This window comes from Bacillus sp. CCB-MMP212 (assembly GCF_022748145.1).
GTDB classification, from domain to species: domain Bacteria; phylum Bacillota; class Bacilli; order Bacillales; family Bacillaceae_G; genus Bacillus_A; species Bacillus_A cereus.
This window is the reverse complement of record NZ_JALDQE010000019.1, coordinates 26,604-47,128: the sequence shown is the minus strand read 5'-3', so window position 1 is coordinate 47,128 and position 20,525 is coordinate 26,604. Positions and strand designations below refer to the sequence as shown.

The window sequence follows — 20,525 nt, the reverse complement described above, 5'->3', positions numbered from 1 at the left end:
AAGTGGGGAAACGATAGTTCGTTTCAAGTACCAACCAAAAACATACTTGGGGTGTTACCATAAGGTGGCATGAATGCTAGAGCGTCAACTGTCTAGCGATAGACGAAAAGACCTAGCGTTCTAACTCAAGCCTCCACTGAAACGTTTCAGTGGGGGTAGTTGACTACGGGATGATTATACTTATCTTTATATTATTATTTTGGGAAATGTATACAATTTTTCTCTCCATCAGAACAGTCGATGATACAGGGAGTAGTTGAATCCGACCAATACGGTGCAGCAGTGGGCATGAATCAAATGGTAAATAGTTTATATGCTTTGTTTGGTGTAGGAATTGCAACAATGGGTTGGATGTATGAAATTGTAGAAGAGTCATTCATGGGGCGCGTTCAAAGTTTACTTAGTCCATTAACGACAGGGTTTCAGCTATTATCTCTCGGTGCGATAGCGATGTTGTTCCCGAAATGGATTAGTGCAGATACGTTATATATTATTTTATTTGGTTTATTATTTTTCGTTACGTGTTTATATCAAGCTGTTTTACCTAGTGGAAAGAAGCAGGTGCAAGGTTTAGCTGAAGAGATGTAATATATCTGTCTTTTTGTTTCTGAATATTCTATTGGATTGTAAGGGGAAATCGTTATGTTGATGCGAATTGCTAAATGGTGTGGGATTACTTGTTTACAATTATTAGCTGCAATTCTATGTATAATCTGTTTAGGTGCGCTCCCTCGATTATTTAAGGGATTGCAAATTGATTTAATCGGTTTTTGGAACACGATTGTGTTTATTGGAGGAAAGTTACTCCGACCATGGGAAATTACATTTGGATTTCGAGACTCAAGGAGATTATTTCCACAAATATGGATTCATTATAGTGAAACTATGATTGTATTTCTATCAGCTTTTTTACTATCTTTGCTTATAGCGTATGTACTTGTTGTTTGGGTATTGCAGCGTTCTCATATGAAGCAAAAAATGTGGAATGGAGTTTTTCTTACGCTAGAGAGTATACCGGATATATTACTTATTTTATTATCACAACTTCTTGTCGTAATTGTTTTTCAAAAAACAGGTTTTATGCCAATAAAACTTGCTGGATTAGGAGAAGAGAGAGTACGATTGTTACCGATTATATGTCTTACAATACCAACAACGTTATTATTTATTAAACTATTGTTATTACGTTTTAAAGAAGAAATGGAGAAAGATTATAGTATATTTGCGAAGAGTAAAGGACTAAGTTTGCAGCATATTTTAACACATCATGTTTCAAGGAATGTTTTATTGACGACAATTTACTATGCGAAAACAAATATTTTATTTATGCTATCCAATTTATATATTATCGAATGGATTTTTAATACATATGGAATGTTTGTATTTGTAAAAGAAAATTCTAAATTAGAAATATTTACAGTGAGTCTAGTTATATTATACGTTCCGCTTTTTATACTATTTCGTATATTACATACGCTTTTACAAAATGTTATAAGGGAGCGTGTGTAACATGTGGCAAGTTGTAAAAAGAGATGTGAGATTTTGGATAGGTGTTACTTTTCTGAGTGTACTAATGATTATTAGTATTGGATATACGTTATTTTTCGATGGGAATATTCGTGAACTTACGATGATGTATAACGAAAAAGGAGAACTAGAGGCTGCTCCATTTTCGCCATCAAGTAAATTTTGGTTCGGAAGTGATACGAAAGGCCGTGACCTTGTCCAATTAATAATAGAAGGCGCGAAATGGACAGTTGGAGCGAGTATAATTATAGCAACTTTACGAGTTATAGTTGGAGGAGGGATTGGTTTACTTCTTGGTATGTATGGTAAGCGATCTTTTCCGGTTATCTCATCCTTTTTTGATCCTTTTAGTATTGTACCAATGGTTATGATTTCTTATTTTATGTTAAATGAAGTTTTAACGTTTGATAGTGGAGCGGAAGTTGTGCCGTTGTATTTGCGGGTGACATTTCAAATTATAGTTCTTACATGTCTTGCTGTACCAACAGTTATGTTGTATGTAGCGCAAGAAGTTAAACGTATTAAGAAAGAAGAATTTATGTTGGCAGCCACTGTGCTTGGCGGGAGTAAATGGCAGAGGTTGAAGCGCCATATATGGCCTCATATGTTACCATCATTTCTTTTATTAGTAGCACAACAATTTGTGAGTACTTTATTACTTCTTTTACACCTTGGTTTGTTGCAATTATTTTTTGGTGGAACAATAACCTTCAGTGGAATGGATCCAGATAGTGTAACAAAAGAATGGACAGGATTAATTGGTCAAAACTTCCGGCACTTAACTACTCATACATGGATTGTACTTATACCGATTGCTTTTTATAGTATGACAATCTTAGCTGGAAACCTTATTAGTAATAGCATGCAAGATGCGATTAAGCTAGGAAATGTGAGAAGGTCAAAGCGGGAAGGGAGAGAAGTGCAAGTAGAGAAACAAGTACAACCAACTATGAATGACTTTTCTTTTTATAGGGAGATACAAAAGTAAAGAAAGATAGCTGAAGACAAATCGTTTTCAGCTATCTTTTTTCGCTTAAAGTGGAGGTAAATCAATCTTACCTTCTTCAAATAATTCTTTTATCATATGCTTCGTATAACCAGCGGCTTGACCAAATGTGATTTTTGCTGGCATTGGTGCTTCGTTAGCATCTACAACTACATCAATAATACACGGTTTATTTTGTTTTACTGCATTTTCGAAAGCGGGAAGGAGTTCATCTAAATTCTCAACACGGTATCCAATACCTCCACACGCCTCTGCATATTTTGCAAAATCAGGGTTCGTTAAATCTGTTTCGAATTCGATGTTACCCATAACTTCTTGCTCGAATTTAATCATCGCAATTTTATTATTGTTTAATACGACGACAACGATTGGTAATTTATATTTTACAGCTGTTACGAAGTCATTCATCGTCATTCCAAATCCGCCATCACCACAAACTGCAAATACTTGTTTATCCGGGAATGCAATTTTTCCAGCAAGAGCACCAGGTAAACCGCAACCAAGTGTTGCGAGCCAGCTAGAAATAACAAATTGCTGGTTCGTCATACGGAAGTGCCTTGCGGTCCATACTGTTACATTTCCGACATCGACTGATAGAATTGCGTCATCATGTGCTACTTGCTGCAGAGCATGCATAACGCGTTGTGGTTTAATTGGAATAGAAGAGTCTTCTTCTTGATCGTGTAATTTTTCTTCCCACTTTTTCATCATTTCTTGATGATGTTCTAAGAAAGAATGGTCTGTGTGTTTTTCAACATTTTCAATTAACCATCGTAATGTTTTATCAGCATCACCAGCTAAACCAATATCTGTCGCATAACGTTTTCCGATTTGGGCAGGATCTGTATCGATATGAATTGTTTTTGCTTTTTCAGGTAAGAAACCAGTGAACGGATAAGAAGTACCAACCATAATTAAAGTATCTGCATGTTTCATTGCTTCATAAGAAGGTTTCGTTCCGATTAATCCTAATCCACCGATACAAAGAGGATGCTCATCAGGAATAATTCCTTTAGCAGGTAATGTAAGTACGATTGGAGCACCAATATGTTCTGCCAATGCAAGTAAAGATTCTCTCGCATGTTTTGTTCCTTTTCCAGCTAAAATCACAGGCTTTTTCGCTTCATTTATTGCGAGTTTCGCTCCATCTAAATCTTCTTTTTGTGGAAACAACTCAGGTAAAGTAAAAGAAGTATTTGTAATACGAGCACCATTTTTCACTTCGAATTTCGGGACATCATCTGGAATTGTAAGAACGGATACACCTTTTTTCGTATAAGCCATTCGAATTGCTTGATTCACTACGGCAGGTAGTTGCTCTGCTGACATAATACGCTGGTTATAAACCGCAACATCATCAAACATTCTTTCTAAATTTACTTCTTGGAAAAAGTCCGTTCCAAGTAAATCGGTTTCTACTTGACCTGAAATTGCTAGAACAGGGGCTTTATCGAGTTTCGCATCATATAAACCATTTAATAAATGAATAGCACCAGGTCCTGCAATTGCCATACAAACGCCAAGTTTTCCTGTTAATTTTGCATAGGCAGCCGCTGCTAATGCACCAGCTTCTTCATGGCGAACTTGAATGAATTTAATTTTATCTTGTTTTTTTCTTAAAGCTTCAATGATAGAATTGATGGAATCTCCAGGCATACCGTATATGTGTTCTACTCCCCATTCAATTAATAAATCAACTAATGCTTCACCGGCTGTTTTCCCAAACATAATTGTTCCTCCTTATAATAGGTAGATAACATTATGTTTTGGATAAAAAGGAAAAATATACAAATAAGAAAATTTATCTGGTTATTTGTAATCTAAGAATCAGTGTGGGAGGAACAAAAGTTTCACTTTAGCAACTTTAATGATGACCAGCGAATAAAGTGAACACTGTTATTAGTAAAAAACCACTAGTTGCCCACATTAGAAATGTAAGGAAAGAGAGCTGTTTCTTAGCTTTCCAAAGCATTTCATGAATTGTGACATATCCAAGTGAACCAATAGCACTTCCCATAATGAGTCCTTGCAGGTGAAGAGCTTTTCCTTCCATCAAAATGCCAAAAACTGTGCCAGTACCGAGAATAAGAGAAAGTAATAAAGTCGTTAATAAAAAGGAAATATATTTATGTTTTGTAAAAAGAAATGGAATAATTAAAGCTAATCCTTCTGGAATATGGTGAACGACAATTGCTATTAAAAAGGGAATGGCAGAGTCATTATGATTTATAAAAGCTGTACCTAACGCAAATCCACTCGGTATATTATGAATAAATATAGCGAAAGAGAGAAAAAGGAAGGTTTGCCATGCTTGTTGATCTTTTTTATGTATCATTGGATGGTGACAATAGTTATCTAATAAGCTCATAACTAAAATACCGATAGCTATACCAAGTATAGGCCCAACCATTTCGTAGCTTGAAAATGTTTCAGGAATAATTTCAAGGGATAAAAGCCCAAGTAAAATACCACCACATAATGCGTATAAACGATGCATCTTTTCTTCAATAAGTTGGCGTGTTGCTACTCCAACAGCACCTCCTAAAAGTAATCCACCGAACGAAAAAAATGTTACAATCATTGGAATCCATAAACGTTCCATAGTATCACACTCCGATTCTATTCCCTTATTTTTAGCTTACGAAAAGGAAAGTTAGATTAGTCCAAGTAATTGTGTTTGATTATAGAGAAAAAAGTAGTGATTCGTTATAATTTATATATTAAATTTAAATGAGAAAATGAAAAGGGGAATTGGTTATGCAACAAATTAAAAAAATAGGAAACTCATTTTGGTATATGACACCTGTTTCTGAAACAGATAGACCTATATTAGGAATGGTTGTTGGACAAGAAAAAACTTTAATGATCGATGCAGGGAATTCAGAGGAGCATGCACAATTATTTTTAGAAATGTTAAAAGAACAAAATGTATCGAATCCAGATTTCGTAGCACTAACCCATTGGCATTGGGATCATATTTTTGGATTGCCTGTACTACAAGATGCATTGTCAATTGCACATTCTGAAACGAAAAAAGAGATGCGTACACTTGTTTCTTATGAATGGACAGATGAAGCTTTGGACGCACGCGTAAAAGAGGGTACTGAAATTGCATTTTGTGCGGATTGCATAAAAAAAGAGTTTGAAGAAAAAGCGAGAAATATTAACATTATTCCTCCGACCTTAACGTTCCAGAATCAAATTGAATTAGATCTTGGTGAAGTGACATGCGTGTTAAAACATGTGGGCGGAGATCATGCACATGATTCAGTTGTTATTTACGTGAAAGAAGAAAAGATATTATTTTTAGGAGACTGTATATATGCAGATATTTTTTCTTCGAAGTGGAACTATACGACGAAAAGAACGTTTAAATTGATAGATGAATTAGAGAAATTTGATGCTGAGACATATATTCTCTCTCATGGTGAAGCGATAAATCGAGAGGAGTTTTTACAAGAGATTCGTATGTTAAAAACAGTAGGAACTTATACAGAAGCTCATATAGGTGATGAAGAGAAGATAAAGGCAGCGTATAAACGAGAACTAGATAGAGAATTAAATGAAGATGAGTTAGAAACAATAACTTATTTTGTCAATGGTTATGAAATGAATAATCAATAAGACACTACATTAATCCAATATAATTAAATTGCACAAAAAGAGTATTGAAATTTAATTCAATACTCTTTTCAATAGTTAAATATGTAGTTTCAACTAAATTCTAAATATAGGGGTTCATCGTCTGAAGTGATTTTATTCTATTTATTTTTCGTATAGATAGTGGTTCAAGTAGAAGCTTTCTTTGCTAATTCAGTAATATATTCAAAGAATACATCACGTTTTACATCATAAACGACATTTACAGGTCGTCCATCAGCAGTTTCCTCTGTACGCCCCTGGCTAGGTCCATATGTATGAACGATACTATTAATCGTTTCAGTTTTTGCAAGGCTAGTGTTTCCGACAAGCGCGGTAGTTAGTACATCCCATAAATAATAAGTAGAGTTCGTTGAGAAGTGAACGAGAGGGGGGACCATTGCATAGCATTGACCAAGGAAATCCATACCAATATACTTTCGTTCTTTTGCCCATTGTTCACGTATGTTTATAGTTAACGGAACTTGGTTTGTACTTTCTAGTGTCACTAAGTCGATTTTAATTTTTGCATCCCATACACGAGCCACTGCTTCAGGGTCCCAAAACGAATTCCACTCAGCTGTTCCATCATGCTCTGGTTCATGTACATTGCCTGCTGTAAGAAATGTACCACCCATCCAAACGAGACATTCAATTTTATCTTCAATTATGGGAGCTTCATATAACGCACGAGCAAGGTCAGTTAGGGGCCCGGTAAATAATAAAGTTGTTTTTCCTTCCGTTTGTAGAAGTGTTTCTATTAAATGGTGATGTGCAGGCTTTGCTGCCATGGGTGCTACAACTTTTCCAGACTCATTTAAAATTGGTAAAGCATCTACATAAAATGCATGCATCCGCCAGTCTTTCGGAAACGGGTTTTGCCCGCGAGAGTTTGAAGCGGCTACTGCAATATTATCTTTGCTGAAGCGATCAATAATTTTACGACTTGCAGACATTGCAGGTTCTAAATAGCAGTCTGCTGGGATAACAGATACACCGGTAAGTTCAACGTTTTCCATTTGAAGTAATAAAAATAATGAAATTAAATCATCTACGCCGCCATCATGATTGAAGTATACTTTTTTTTTCATTGTAATCTCCATCCTATATGATTTAGTTAGAAATTAAATATGAATTGAGGAAAAGTCATCAATAATTTCCACCACTTCAATTTCTCCATTAATCAGTAGCTCAGGAAGCTCATTTCTAATATTTCCTTTCCAATACTTTCTAGCTTGTTCGATTTTTTGAGAAAAAGGAATACCATCTTCTTTCGGTAAAAGATTCCCGTCACCTTCAAAAGAACTTCCGATTACTCGTAGTTTAACAATCTGTAAAACTTCTCGATTGTAAGAATCAAATAGCGCTTGCCATTTCAAAGCATCCTCATAGCTTTTAGCAGCATATAAACAAGATAACCTGGAAGGGTATTCAGGGAATTCTTGTAGTCTAACCATTTCTACAATTGTTTCTCTAACTGCTCTAATTGTTTGATTCATATAATTCATAACTACTTTAGCATTTTCATTATTTATATGTAATTCGTCATTTTTATAGTGATTATTTAAAATTTGTATGCCATCTTCACCACTAACATTTAATTGTTCTCTTTCAAAAAAGAAGTTATATAGAGTATTGTGTTGATTTTTTTTAAAAGGAATCATTTGTCCGATATGCATTCTTTTCCTTGTTACGATGTGATATGCGTAAAATTCTGTTTCATTCATGGTTATCCTCCTAGTAATAATGTAATGCAATGTTAAATTTAGTAATTCAACATTGAAATATATAAAACCTTTATAAGTAAAAGTGAGAATTTGAGTTGAAAGTAAAGAAAATACATGAAAACGTTTTAAATTTGTTCACAAAATGTTCACTTACGAAGGGGGTTCCAATGTCGATATAATGACAAAGACTCAAAGAGAGAGGATGATGAAATTTGCCAACAACAAGAAAAGAAAACCTCCAATTTGGCATGATGATGTGCCTTGGAATGGTTATCGTAATGACGTTTTACAATTTACTAATGAATGAAACAGGAGGACCAATTTATATTAAAGAGATTGCATTAGAACTATTAATTGGCTTTATTATTGCGCTATTAATTGAAATAAGTATAGTTGGACCTTGTGCGAAAAAAATTGTATTCATGTTGCCATTTGATAAATCTAAGAAAATAAATATTATCGTTGCAATGGCGACAACTATGGTAATCGGAATGGTGTTCTTTATGTCATTTTTCGGTATGGCTATGATGCATTTACATGGTGGACTACAAGGAGATTCATTTGTTTCAATTTATTTTTCGATTTTTATTAAAAATTTCATAATGGCATATCCATTACAATTAATTATTATGGGACCGCTTGTACGTTTCTTATTTGCAAAGTTTGTTATGAAAAAGAAATCTTTTAATGTAGCGTAATTTTTATTTATAAAACATTATATATAAATATTGAAAAACATATCTCGCATTTTTGAGGTGTGTTTTTTTCATTCCAAGTTATTTTCATAGTGATGTGACATTTGTCCTTTTGCCATTATAGGATGATGGTTTTTAATTAAGTCAGAAATAAAGGATGAGGAGATGATTTTTTGAAAGGTATTCTATTTGCTGTTTTTGCGGGGATATTTATAACACTTCAAGGAACCTTTAATGCGAAACTTAGTTCACATATCGGTATATGGTCGACGAGTATTATAACCCATTTAATTGGATTCATTATTGCAACAACTGTATTTTTGTTAAAGAAAGAAGAGAAAGTAACGGATTTAAAGAGTGTAAAAAAAATATATTTAGTAGCGGGTGCATTTGGTGGATTCATTATTTGTGCAGAAACTATGGCGATATATTCACTAGGAGTTACATTGACAGCTGGCACACTAATGGTTGCTCAATTGTTAACGGCAACAGTTATTGAAATGAAAGGACTGTTTCATATAAAAAAGATACAGATGGAGAGATATCATATTGTGGGAACAATAGTAATGATTATAGGTATTGTTGTATTTAATATGTAAATGAAAGGAGGAAATGAATATGGAGAATAGATCAAGTTTAATTACGCATTATTTGAAAATCAATAAAACGCTCGAGGTTTTTTCAGAAATAGATACAGCATATTTTCAATTAAATCATTTTGAAAAAGGCGAGCTTATTTGCAATATAGATGACGAAATGGATCGTTTATATTTTGTTGTTAAAGGTAAAGTAAAAGTTTATACGATTACACCTGAAGGGAAGAAACTAATCCTTCGCTTTATCAATCCACTCGCAATTGTTGGTGATATTGAATTAATTCAAAATAGCAAAGCACATAATGTCGTTGAATCTTGTTCAGATGTTGTAGCGATTTCCATTTCTAATAAGGTTATTAGAAACAAGTTATTACATGATCCTATATTTATGAAATTCTTACTTGAAAACATTGCGAACACGTTAAAAATATCGACTCGTTTTACTGCTCTTAATTTACTTTATCCTGTAGAAGTACGTGTAGCTAGTTATTTACTTTCAATTTCAACAGATAGTAACGGAAATATGTACAAAGGGGATTTGGATACGACTTCGGTAACGAGTATTGCAGACTTTATAGGGGTAAGTTATAGGCACGTAATTCGGGTATTACAAAGATTTTATAATGAAAAATTAATTGAAAAAAGTAATGGAGTTATTGTCATTAAAGATTTTTCTAGAATGAAGGAAGTCGCTAAAGATAATATATATGAGCAATGAAAGGGAGAGGAAGATTTTGATTGGATTTAGTTTAGCTATATTAGCAGGAATATTAATTAGCTTACAATCTGTTTTTAATGCAAAAGTAAATGAAAATGTAGGACAGTGGTTAACGACTACATGTGTCCTTGGAATAGGTCTCATTAGTTCTATTCTATTTTATATCATTACAGAAAACAGTATTAGCATTAAAGTGTATACTGCAAATTATTTGTTTTATGTAAGTGGACTGTTTGGCATCGGGTTAATTATTTGTATAATGGGTGCAATAAAGAGTTTAGGTCCAGCATATACGGTGCTAATTAGTCTTATTACTCAATTGGTCGTTGCGTTATGTATTGATACATTTGGATTATTTGGAATGGAGAGCATTCCATTACAAATAAATAAATTAGTTGGTATAGGTTTATTAATTGTGGGAGTAGGAATTTTTAAAAATATCTTTTCAAACAAGAGAGCTATTCGAATAACCGAGGATGAGATTTAAAGGTTATAAGGATGTTGATAATCAGATTATAGATGTTTATGTAGTGGGAATACATTTCATATATGTCTCTGTTAGTGAAGAGTCTATATATATTCGAAAAAAAACGTGAATTAGCTATTAGTGTAGTTGAAAAGAAGACGTCAATAAGTTGAGGTCTTCTTTATGTATTGTTCTGAAGTTATCAGAACTTAAGTATAAGGGAATGGGAAGTGGTTTAAGTTAAGCAGAATATACCCGAAAATAAAATATTACTTAACATATATAACTAATGAATACAATGTCTTTTTCAGTTATTAAGTTGTAAATCATTTTATGATAAAATCTTTTACATAATTTAATAAAGGGGTAGTTTTCAATGGGTTATTTCTCAAATGGTTTATTAGTTTTATTTGTGCTAATCGTATGCAGTTGTATATTTTTTGGTTGATAATATAATGAGAGTCTTATATAAAAGAAGTTATCTTAAGTGAGATAACTTCTTTTTATTTTATGTTGAGAAGGAATTCTATCTTTCTTATTGAAGTTTGTTCTAGTTATTTTTACATCGATCAGATTTGTGTAATGGGAATTTTATGAAATATAAACAAGCCAGAGAATAGGGAGTATTTACATGGAAAATAGTATACGCTACACAAGTGAACATCCTACAGATTTTAATGGATTATTATTCTTATACGAATCTTTAGGATGGAATTCTCTTAAATTAACAGTTAATGAATTGGAACAAATGTGTAAACATAGTTGGTATGCAATATATGCATTTAAAGAGGAACAATTAATTGGGATGGGGCGTGTTATATCCGATGGAGTAATAACAGGCGTTATTTGTGGTGTATGTGTATTGCCAAAATATCAGTCCATTGGTATTGGGAAAGAAATAGTGGAACGATTAATCCAGCACTGTGAACAAAACAAGGTTATTCCACAACTTATGTGTGTAGAAAAATTGCAATCTTACTATGAATCTATAGGGTTTGAGGCATTCTCTATTGGTATGACAAAACATATTATAAGATAGAGGAGCTTTATCACGCTATTTGCCGGGCAGTAAAACCCCCACTGATTAAAGTTTCACTTTATATTTTCAGTTTACTCGTACATATTTTCAAACTTTAATATAAAGGAGAATGGCTGTATGGAGATCGCTAAAGGGATAGAAATGTTACAACTTGAATTTCAAGAATTTGTTATTCATCCAATTCTTTTATGGGATGATGAAATGGCAGTATTAATAGATACGGGTTTCCCAGGACAAATTGAAGATATACAAGTAGAGATGGAAAAGGTTGGGGTATCATTTGATAAGTTAAAAGTCGTGATTTTGACGCATCAGGATATTGATCATATAGGTAGTCTTCCGGAGTTGTTGCAGCGCTGTCGAAGTAATATTAAAGTTTATGCGCACGAACTAGATAAGCCATATATCGAGGGGGATTTACCTTTATTGAAGGACGGAAATATAGAGAACCGACCAAAAGGAAAAGTGAGTGATACTGTGATTGACGGGCAAGAACTTCCGTATTGCGGTGGAATACTAATTCTTCATACTCCAGGGCATACTCCGGGTCATATTAGTTTATATTTGAAACAAAGTAAAATTCTTATTGCAGGAGACTCTATGTATAGTGTGAATGGGATGTTAGGAGGAATTCACGCCCCAACAACTATAAATATTAAGGAAGCACAGCAGTCTTTGAAGAAGTATTTAAATTTACATATTGAATCTGTAGTTTGTTACCATGGGGGATTTAGTAAGGGGAATATAAATGTTCAACTTCAAAATTTGTAAAAGTTAAAGTGAAATTTTTTGTTAAACAGCATTGAAGTATAATCTGATTATTAGTATATAAATAAATTATAAAAGAGCATGTTTGAAAAAATTCAAACATGCTCTTTTATTAAAGAAAATCAGTTTAATATGAATGACCTAATCCGTTCCAATAAAAAGAAACGATTTCTTGTGATAATTCATCTATATTTGCAAGAATAGGATTGTGATTTTCATCTTTAAAATTCCCAATTGATAATAAAGATACGAAAGCATGAGCCGCAAATTTAGCGTTCCCTTTCGGGATTTCTCCGATGTGCATCGCATTATCGAGTGCTTTTTCTAGTACTTCATACATATTATCTTCAGCATTTTTTAATTCTTTCAATTGTTCTTCAGATAACGACAGTTTTGCATCTCTCATAAAATTTTTCATATCAATATCCATCGTTGCGTGTAAGTAAACTTTAGCGAAGTCTAATAATCTTTCTTCTAACGTTTTGTTTGTAGAGAGTATTTGAGACATATTCTCACGTATACGTACCATCATTTCGATCATAGTAGCGGTAAATAAATCGGCTTTTGTTGAATAGTAATAGTAGACAGTTGCTTTCGTAACACCACAAACTTTTGCGACCTCATCCATAGAAACGACTTGATAATTTTGTGTAAGAAATAAGCGGGTTGCTACTTCTAAAATGGTTTCTTTTGTAGATTTTGTATTTTTATTTTGACGCGGCCTTCCGAGAGGACGTTGTTTTTGTTCCAAATACATTCGCTCCTGACATTTATGATTGAGATAATTATAACATAATTTTCAATCATTCTTGATTAATTAACCGACCAGTATATATAATTAATAATGGAGGAAAAAAGGAAGGTGGGTTTTTATGAAAAAGCACCCGTTACATATGTTAGGGAGGCTTGTAGCAGGGAGAAATACGCAGTGGATCACTTTATCGGTGTGGATTCTTATTACATTATTACTTTCATTTACGTTACCACAAGTAAACAGTACGAAAGAACCGAATCCGAAAAATTTACCTGAAACAGCTATGTCACTGCAAGCGGAAGCGCTTATGAAAAAAGAGTTTCCGAATAATGCAGGGAATCCGTTGTTAGTAGTATGGTATAGAGATGGTGGATTACAGTCACAGGATTATAAACTCATACAAGATGTTTATAAGGAGTTAAAAGCTAGTCCTTTAAAAGAACAATCAACGTTACCACCATTTGATACAATCCCAGAGCAAGTATTATCAAAAAGTGCATCAAAAGATGGTACATCATTTGTTACACCGGTATTTTTTAATAAATCTGCTGGTACAGATATATTAAAAGGAAATCTTGAAGAGTTTAGAAAAATAGTGAATAGTAAGGTGGATGAAGATCCATTTAAACAAAAAATAAGTGAATCTGGTTTACATGTTCGATTATCAGGACCTGTAGGTATTCAAACGGATGCAGTTAGTTTATTTAGTCAAGCAGATGTGAAATTGTTAGTGGCTACTGTACTACTAGTGTTAGTTTTGTTAATTTTACTTTATCGTTCACCAATTTTAGCGATTTTACCTATACTTGTTGTTGGCTTTGCATACGGTATTATTAGTCCTACACTCGGTTTTTTAGCTGATCACGGATGGATTAAAGTAGATGCCCAAGCGATATCAATTATGACAGTATTATTGTTTGGCGCTGGAACGGACTATTGTCTATTTTTAATTTCGAGATATAGAGAGTACTTGTTAGAAGAAGAAAGTAAATATAAAGCATTACAACTTGCGATTAAAGCTTCTGGCGGTGCAATTATAATGAGTGCATTAACTGTTGTACTTGGATTAGGAACATTACTACTTGCTCATTATGGAGCCTTTCATCGATTTGCAGTACCATTTAGTGTTGCTGTATTTATAATGGGAATCGCTGCTTTAACGATTTTACCAGCACTATTATTAATATTCGGTAGGATTGCATTTTTCCCGTTTATACCGAGAACAACTTCAATGAATGAGGAGTTTGCAAGAAAGAAAAAGAGGGCTGTAAAAGTTGAAAAATCAAAAGGCTCCTTTAGTAAAAAACTTGGAGATATTGTAGTACGAAGACCGTGGACAATAATTATGCTAACTGTATTTGTATTAGGCGGATTGGCTTCATTCGTACCACGTATTCAATACACATATGACTTATTAGAGTCGTTTCCAAAGGATATGCCTTCTCGTGAAGGGTTTACGTTAATTAGTGATCATTTCTCAGCTGGTGAACTAGCACCAATAAAAGTTGTTGTTGATACGAAAGGCAAAGAGCTTCCTATTAAACAAGAACTAGAGAAATTTTCTTTCGTAAATACAGTGAAAGAGCCAAAAGAGGGAAAAGAAAATAAGCAAATACAAATGTATGAAGTTTCTTTAGCGGAAAATCCATACTCAATTGAAGCGTTAGATCAAATTCCTAAATTGAAAAGTAGTATAGAAAAAGTATTAAAAGATGCTGGGATTAGTAATGCTAAAGATCAATTATGGATTGGTGGGGAAACAGCTTCATTATATGATACAAAGCAAATTACGGAACGTGATGAATCAGTAATTATTCCAGTAATGATTAGCATTATCGCTTTACTATTACTTGTCTACTTACGATCGGTTGTTGCGATGATTTATTTAATTGTAACTGTCGTTTTATCATTCTTCTCAGCGTTAGGAGCAGGATGGATATTACTTCATTACGGTATGGGTGCGCCGGCCATTCAAGGTGCGATACCGTTGTACGCATTCGTATTTTTAGTTGCTTTAGGTGAAGATTATAATATCTTTATGGTTTCAGAAATATGGAAAAACAGAAAGACACAAAATCACTTGGATGCAGTAAAAAATGGTGTAATACAAACAGGTAGTGTTATTACATCGGCTGGTTTAATTTTAGCAGGAACTTTTGCAGTGTTAGGTACACTTCCAATTCAAGTATTAGTTCAATTTGGTATTGTAACTGCAATTGGCGTATTACTAGATACGTTTATCGTAAGACCGTTACTTGTACCCGCGATTACAGTAGTTTTAGGCCGATTTGCTTTTTGGCCAGGTAAACTTTCAAGAAAGAGTGAAGAAATACAAAAGGTGGATGCATAGTTAAAAAAGCCAAGGATATTTTCCTTGGCTTTTTTAAATGTAGTTAATTAATTTTTTGAAGTCAAATCATCAGCTGCAGCGTGATCAGCATCTTCAATTGTTGTTTCGGGCATTCCGTATAAGCCGTTCATTGCTTGTTCTTCGATAGTAAGATTTGCAGTATTATTATTTTGAATAGATGTAGTGTTTTCAGTAACATTTTCTTTTTTATTCATATTTTTGTTATTCATGTATGTATCCTCCAAATTTCATTTGATTTATCTATAGTATGTGGATGGATTTCCAGAAATATGTGAATTGATTCTTACATATGTTATATAATTAAATGAATAATTAGGGTGAATTGTAAACTGTTAGGAGTGACAAAGTATGGTGAGAGCAAGGGAATTAGCCTTCTAAAATAAAAAGAAAATTTTAGGAGGCTATTAGAATGAAGTTTCATGTAATTGATAGAGAAGATTGGAATAGAGAGCGGTATTTTGAGCATTATTTAAAGTTGAAATGTACATTTAGTATGACTGTGAATGTTGATATCACGATGTTATTAGAGGAAGTATATCAAAAGGGAATAAAATTTTATCCCGTTTTTATATATTTAATTTCTAGAGTAGTAAATAATCATAAAAAATTTCGAACATGTTTTAACGATGAAGGAGTTTTAGGCTATTGGGAGGAAATGATACCGAGTTATACAATCTTTCATAAAGATGATAAGTCTTTTTCAAGTATATGGACGGATTATTCAAGTGATTTCCGCACTTTCTATAAAAAGTATGAAGACGATATGAGATACTATGCTAGTGTTCATGGTCTTTTCACGAAAGAAAATATTCCGCCTAATGTATTTCCGATTTCTAGCATACCTTGGACTAGTTTTACTGGATTTAATCTTAATATTAATAATGATGAAAATTTTCTATTGCCAATTATAACTTGTGGGAAATATTTTAACGAAGGAAACAAGGTTATGCTACCAGTTTCATTGCAAGTACATCATTCGGTTTGTGATGGATATGATGCGAGTAAATTTATAGAAGATTTACAGCAGTTAAGTAATACTTGCAACGAGTGGCTTAAGTAATATCTAATTTTTAATTATATAAAGTGAAACTTTAATCAGTGGGGGGGTTCAGCCCTCACCAATCGGGATTTTACGGGCAATTGATCCCCCACCTAACTTCTTTGCTTTCGCTGAATTTTGAGGTGGGGGTCTTACTGCCAGGCAAATAGCGGGATAAAATTGAAAATGAATAAAAGAAGAGAACATGTTTATATTACATGGTCTCTTTTTATTATTCATTAATACTAAGTAACTGTGGAAAATATAGGGTGATTTGTAGTTTAATAGTAAATAGAGTGATTAGTGTTAATTTTCTTATTTTTTAAAAAGGATATAAATGTTTTAATAGGGGGAGTAAAGTGAAATTTGTAAGCATTGAAAAAGAGGAGATCCTAATTGGGAATATGGCAAATTTGTATTGTAAATTATTTGAGAAAACAAATTTCAATGAAATGATCAAGCGAATGAATAGGCATATAGAATATACAGGTTTTAAAGGTATAGTAGCAATAAATGATGAAAATGAAGTAGTTGGTTTTACTTATGGTTATCGCTCAATGGAGGGACAGTACTATAATCAATTAATGAGAGAAGCGTTACATCTAGAGTTAGTAGAAGAATGGTTACAAGATTGTTTTGAATTTGTAGAGTTAGCAGTTCACCCACAATATCAAAATGAAGGTCTTGGAACGAAATTACATAATGGATTACTAGAAGGGGTTTCAAATAGAACGAGTGTTTTAACAACACAAATAAACAATGAAAAAGCACGTTCGTTATATGAAAGATTAGATTGGATAAATGTATTGGAGCCATTTCATCCAAGTAAAAATGATGTTCCATATGTAATAATGGGAAAAGCATTAAAAACAAAAGTGAATTGATAATTATGGCATTCACAAAAATTATTGGTTTGTAATAATGAAGGGGAAAACAACAATGATATCTATAGAAAAAGCTACAATTTTAGATGCTAAAAAGTTAACAGAAATAATGAAAAGAACATTTGATGCAGAAGCAAAACAATGGCTATACGGCCAAGATGATGTCATTGATTATAACATTCAACCGCCAGGATATTCTTCAGTTGAAATGATGGAATATTCCATTGAAGAATTGGATTCTTTCAAAGTTGTAATGGATAAAGAAATAATCGGAGGGATAATAGTTACGATTTCTGGTAAGTCGTACGGTCGAATTGACCGTATTTTTGTAGATCCTGTTTATCAAGGAAAAGGAATTGGATCACATGTTATGAAATTAATAGAAAAGGAATATCCAAACATAAAGATTTGGGATCTCGAAACATCTAGTAGACAAATTAATAATCATCACTTTTATAAAAAGATGGGTTACCAAATGATTTTTGAATCGGAAGATGAGTATTGTTACGTGAAAAGAATAAAAACAAGCTCAAACAAAGAGAGTGTAGTTACAAATAAAGATATGAAAAATAGTCAATACGAAAACTGTAATTTAGCAAATACAGAGTATTATCAAGTGAATTTAAAAAACAGTTCATTTGTTGGTAGCAATATAATGAATATGAATATGAGTAATTGTAATGTAAGTCAATCAAAGTTTAGAAATATAAATTTTAGATGGTCATCATATGCAGATTTAAATCTTTCTGGCAGTAAATTTAATTTGGTGACTTTAGGTGGAGTACAATTTAAAAATACAAGTCTCGGAGATGAGAAGGAACCTATTTTATTTAATAAATGTGATTTGGAAGGTAGTACCATAAGTGATAGTAATCTGAAAAATATTGAAATAGAAAATTGTGATATAGTCGGTATGAAACTAAATGGCATTCCGATTGAAAATTTGCTTAATTTATATAACAAGGTGAAAAGTTAACCATATCCATATAGTTGTTAATCTTTTTGGAAGTTAAGTATTATATCGAAATAATTATGTAAAAATGACATAAAGAAATACGGATGAGAAGGACATTCATGAACGTTTCTAGAATACACCACAAATATATTGTTATTTATATGGAGGAGAGAAAGATGGGGATTAACGTTAGAGCGGTAGAAATACAAGATGCTAGAGCAATTCATCGTATATGTATACAAGATGACGTTTTACCGTATATGGTTTTCTTACCTAGCATGCGTGTAGACGCTATGGAAAATAGAATTCGAAATTTAGCACCAAATCAATTTGAATTTGTTGCAGAATATGATAGAGAAGTTGTTGGGTTTGTAGGTTTAACACAAAGTCAGGGCCGAAGATCTCATTCAGGTGATTTATTCATTGGGGTAGACAGTGAATATCATAATAAAGGAATTGGGAAAGCACTTCTTACGAAGATACTTGATCTGGCTGATAATTGGTTAATGTTAGAGAGAGTAGAACTAGGTGTGTTAGAAACGAATCCAAAAGCAAAAGCTTTATATGAAAAATTTGGATTTGTAGAAGAGGGAGTAAAGATAGGGAATTTGAAAGCTCATGGAAAGTTTATTAATGAAATTATGATGAGTCGTTTTAGACCGGATGGTTTAATTGTACATAATGAATAGTTAAAAGCATGACAGTATACTGTCATGCTTTTTTATTAGAACTTGGCTGTAATAAAAATAATACTAAACCAATAAAAATAACGGTAATTCCTAGTCCTTGTTGTAAAGAAATGGTCTCATGTAATATAAAGTACGCTAGTATACAAGTTCCAATTGTTTCTCCTAAAATACTCATTGAAATTACAGTAGCACTCATCCATTTTAATAACCAATTAAAAATGGTTTGTCCTAAAATTGTAGCAATGAAAGCTAATCCAATAAAGCACAACCAAGTTTGTGTAGAGTAATGGATGAAAGATCCTTGTTGCGTGAAAGCAAATATGCCAAGAAAGCCAGCACTACTTCCATAACTAATTACCGAATATGGTATAAGTGACAAATCTTTACGAACGTGTTGGCTAATGAAAAAATAAGCAGTAATGATACCGGCAGCGATAAGTGCTAAAATATCTCCATATAAAGCTTCTCCACTAATTTGGAAATCTTGCCAGCCAATGATGATACTACCTGAAATAGCGATGAGGCAACCAATAACTGCTCCTTTCGTAAACCTCTCCTTAAATAAAAAATAACCACCAATCATTGAGAACAAAGGTTGTAACGTTACGATAACTGTAGAGCTTGCTACAGAAGTATATTGTAATGATTCAAACCATAGTACATAATGTGCAGCTAAAAATAGCCCAGATACGAATCCAAGTGCCCATTGTTTTTTCGTTAAAGTTTTTAGCTCATTTCGACTATTTTTATTAAATAGTAATAACGGTAACAGAATTAGTGTGGCAAAGAATAATCGGTAAAAAGCAATGATTGTCGCAGGAGCATCTGCCAATTTTACAAAAATAGCTGAAGTTGATAAGGCGAATACACCAAAAAATAAGATGCAATATGAAAGAATAGGTGATTTCAAAGTTTGTCCCTCCGATAGAATGTTTATTATAATAAACTTAATACGATATAATGTACAAAGGTAAGTATATAAGTCCCGGAGATAATAGGGAAGGGTTATTTACCTTTGTTTAGTATGTCAGCACAAAGACAACGAAACATGCATTATGATGGACGAAAGGAAGTTTTACTATGGTACATGATAGGCTTGGGCAAACAGTATTAAGTTATCGTAAGAAAAATAATATGACAATTCGTGAATTCGCTGATTATGCAGGGATTAGTACGTCGTTAATTAGCCAAATTGAAAGAGGACATGCTAATCCTTCTTTAAATGTTTTGGAATTAATTGCAAAAGCATTAAATGTACCGCTGTTTACACTTTTTATTAACGATATTGATACAGATTCGCTCATTTCTAAGAGAAAAGATCGAAAAAAAGTATATCGGGAAAACAATGATCACATTGTATATGATGTATTAACACCGGATTTTATGAAAGCACGTATTGAAATGCTAATGATGGATTTAAATAAACAAGCAAACACAACAGAAAGCCATTATTCCCATGAAGATAAGGAAGAAATTGCTGTTGTAATGAAAGGGGAAGTGTATGTGGAATTGGAGGGAAAAGAATATTTTTTAGAAGAAGGCGATGTTGTACGTATTCCACCGAATGTGAAGCATCGATTTTTGAATAAAAGTGATGAATCGAATCACATTTTATTTGTACTGACACCATCTTTAGGATGAAAATATAGTGA

22 protein-coding genes and 1 pseudogene are annotated in these 20,525 nt (G+C 33.0%); 16 read left to right on the top strand and 7 right to left on the bottom strand.

The features are described from left to right. Positions 1-164: 164 nt before the first annotated feature. The 3 genes and pseudogenes from MRP26_RS29235 to MRP26_RS29225 form a co-directional block, all read left to right on the top strand. Positions 165-588, top strand: a pseudogene (locus tag MRP26_RS29235) (hypothetical protein); the annotation flags it as partial. Positions 589-642: 54 nt separating this feature from the next. Next, positions 643-1,509: an ABC transporter permease subunit gene (locus MRP26_RS29230; RefSeq protein WP_242807378.1), complete on the top strand. Its 867-nt coding sequence runs from the start codon at positions 643-645 to the stop codon at positions 1,507-1,509. Between the two features lies 1 nt (position 1,510). Next, the gene (locus MRP26_RS29225; protein ID WP_075717859.1) at positions 1,511-2,515 is read left to right on the top strand and encodes an ABC transporter permease subunit; all 1,005 of its coding nucleotides are present in this window, start codon (positions 1,511-1,513) and stop codon (positions 2,513-2,515) included. A 45-nt stretch (positions 2,516-2,560) separates the two neighbouring features. Here MRP26_RS29225 and MRP26_RS29220 read toward each other — a convergent pair whose 3' ends face one another. Both MRP26_RS29220 and MRP26_RS29215 read right to left on the bottom strand, forming a co-directional pair. Beyond that, complete coding sequence (locus tag MRP26_RS29220; protein ID WP_071730158.1) at positions 2,561-4,261, bottom strand: pyruvate oxidase; 1,701 nt, start codon at positions 4,259-4,261, stop codon at positions 2,561-2,563. Between the two features lie 136 nt (positions 4,262-4,397). Continuing rightward, complete coding sequence (locus tag MRP26_RS29215; RefSeq protein WP_000440632.1) at positions 4,398-5,135, bottom strand: ZIP family metal transporter; 738 nt, start codon at positions 5,133-5,135, stop codon at positions 4,398-4,400. A gap of 155 nt (positions 5,136-5,290) precedes the next feature. Here MRP26_RS29215 and MRP26_RS29210 point away from each other — a divergent pair, with 155 nt between their 5' ends. Next, complete coding sequence (locus MRP26_RS29210) at positions 5,291-6,157, top strand: MBL fold metallo-hydrolase (protein WP_242807376.1); 867 nt, start codon at positions 5,291-5,293, stop codon at positions 6,155-6,157. Between the two features lie 164 nt (positions 6,158-6,321). Here the strand turns inward: MRP26_RS29210 and MRP26_RS29205 are convergent, their stop codons facing one another. Next, the gene (locus MRP26_RS29205; protein WP_141544927.1) at positions 6,322-7,275 is read right to left on the bottom strand and encodes a nucleoside hydrolase; all 954 of its coding nucleotides are present in this window, start codon (positions 7,273-7,275) and stop codon (positions 6,322-6,324) included. Between the two features lie 21 nt (positions 7,276-7,296). Further along, on the bottom strand, positions 7,297-7,899 hold the full coding sequence (locus MRP26_RS29200; protein WP_242807374.1) for a DUF2441 domain-containing protein: 603 nt from the start codon (positions 7,897-7,899) through the stop codon (positions 7,297-7,299). 212 nt (positions 7,900-8,111) lie between these two features. On the opposite strand from MRP26_RS29200, the gene MRP26_RS29195 reads away from it, so the two are divergent. From MRP26_RS29195 to MRP26_RS29170, 6 genes are all read left to right on the top strand, one after another. After that, positions 8,112-8,597 carry a DUF2798 domain-containing protein gene (locus MRP26_RS29195; RefSeq protein ID WP_053564543.1) on the top strand — a complete coding sequence of 162 codons (486 nt, stop codon included), beginning with the start codon at positions 8,112-8,114 and terminating at the stop codon, positions 8,595-8,597. Positions 8,598-8,767: 170 nt separating this feature from the next. Next, positions 8,768-9,193 carry a DMT family transporter gene (locus tag MRP26_RS29190; protein ID WP_000676258.1) on the top strand — a complete coding sequence of 142 codons (426 nt, stop codon included), beginning with the start codon at positions 8,768-8,770 and terminating at the stop codon, positions 9,191-9,193. 19 nt (positions 9,194-9,212) lie between these two features. Beyond that, on the top strand, positions 9,213-9,908 hold the full coding sequence (locus tag MRP26_RS29185; protein WP_071730173.1) for a Crp/Fnr family transcriptional regulator: 696 nt from the start codon (positions 9,213-9,215) through the stop codon (positions 9,906-9,908). Positions 9,909-9,924: 16 nt separating this feature from the next. Next, positions 9,925-10,395: a DMT family transporter gene (locus MRP26_RS29180; RefSeq protein ID WP_061667012.1), complete on the top strand. Its 471-nt coding sequence runs from the start codon at positions 9,925-9,927 to the stop codon at positions 10,393-10,395. Positions 10,396-11,005: 610 nt separating this feature from the next. Further along, positions 11,006-11,413 carry a GNAT family N-acetyltransferase gene (locus MRP26_RS29175; protein WP_071730175.1) on the top strand — a complete coding sequence of 136 codons (408 nt, stop codon included), beginning with the start codon at positions 11,006-11,008 and terminating at the stop codon, positions 11,411-11,413. Positions 11,414-11,530: 117 nt separating this feature from the next. Then, positions 11,531-12,184, top strand: coding sequence for an MBL fold metallo-hydrolase (locus MRP26_RS29170; RefSeq protein WP_053564539.1), 654 nt, complete (start codon positions 11,531-11,533; stop codon positions 12,182-12,184). Between the two features lie 124 nt (positions 12,185-12,308). Here MRP26_RS29170 and MRP26_RS29165 read toward each other — a convergent pair whose 3' ends face one another. Continuing rightward, the gene (locus tag MRP26_RS29165) at positions 12,309-12,932 is read right to left on the bottom strand and encodes a TetR/AcrR family transcriptional regulator (protein ID WP_071730177.1); all 624 of its coding nucleotides are present in this window, start codon (positions 12,930-12,932) and stop codon (positions 12,309-12,311) included. Positions 12,933-13,053: 121 nt separating this feature from the next. Here MRP26_RS29165 and MRP26_RS29160 point away from each other — a divergent pair, with 121 nt between their 5' ends. Beyond that, positions 13,054-15,285, top strand: coding sequence for an MMPL family transporter (locus tag MRP26_RS29160; RefSeq protein ID WP_078400272.1), 2,232 nt, complete (start codon positions 13,054-13,056; stop codon positions 15,283-15,285). Positions 15,286-15,332: 47 nt separating this feature from the next. Here MRP26_RS29160 and MRP26_RS29155 read toward each other — a convergent pair whose 3' ends face one another. Beyond that, on the bottom strand, positions 15,333-15,515 hold the full coding sequence (locus tag MRP26_RS29155; RefSeq protein ID WP_001060657.1) for a DUF4021 domain-containing protein: 183 nt from the start codon (positions 15,513-15,515) through the stop codon (positions 15,333-15,335). A gap of 200 nt (positions 15,516-15,715) precedes the next feature. Here MRP26_RS29155 and catA point away from each other — a divergent pair, with 200 nt between their 5' ends. The 4 genes from catA (at position 15,716) to MRP26_RS29135 (ending at position 18,873) form a co-directional block, all read left to right on the top strand. After that, positions 15,716-16,366, top strand: coding sequence for a type A chloramphenicol O-acetyltransferase (catA, locus tag MRP26_RS29150; protein WP_000668543.1), 651 nt, complete (start codon positions 15,716-15,718; stop codon positions 16,364-16,366). Between the two features lie 338 nt (positions 16,367-16,704). Beyond that, positions 16,705-17,229 (top strand): GNAT family N-acetyltransferase, encoded by a 525-nt coding sequence (locus MRP26_RS29145; RefSeq protein WP_088022127.1) that lies wholly within the window; start codon positions 16,705-16,707, stop codon positions 17,227-17,229. 37 nt (positions 17,230-17,266) lie between these two features. After that, positions 17,267-18,205 (top strand): GNAT family N-acetyltransferase, encoded by a 939-nt coding sequence (locus tag MRP26_RS29140; protein ID WP_088022128.1) that lies wholly within the window; start codon positions 17,267-17,269, stop codon positions 18,203-18,205. Positions 18,206-18,360: 155 nt separating this feature from the next. Beyond that, positions 18,361-18,873: a GNAT family N-acetyltransferase gene (locus tag MRP26_RS29135; protein ID WP_043315211.1), complete on the top strand. Its 513-nt coding sequence runs from the start codon at positions 18,361-18,363 to the stop codon at positions 18,871-18,873. 22 nt (positions 18,874-18,895) lie between these two features. Here MRP26_RS29135 and MRP26_RS29130 read toward each other — a convergent pair whose 3' ends face one another. Then, a complete protein-coding gene (locus MRP26_RS29130) occupies positions 18,896-19,783 on the bottom strand; it encodes a DMT family transporter (RefSeq protein WP_242807373.1) in 888 nt (295 codons plus the stop codon). A gap of 170 nt (positions 19,784-19,953) precedes the next feature. Between MRP26_RS29130 and MRP26_RS29125 the strand changes: the two genes are divergently transcribed. After that, positions 19,954-20,514 carry a helix-turn-helix domain-containing protein gene (locus MRP26_RS29125; protein ID WP_088024813.1) on the top strand — a complete coding sequence of 187 codons (561 nt, stop codon included), beginning with the start codon at positions 19,954-19,956 and terminating at the stop codon, positions 20,512-20,514. Positions 20,515-20,525 lie beyond the last annotated feature (11 nt).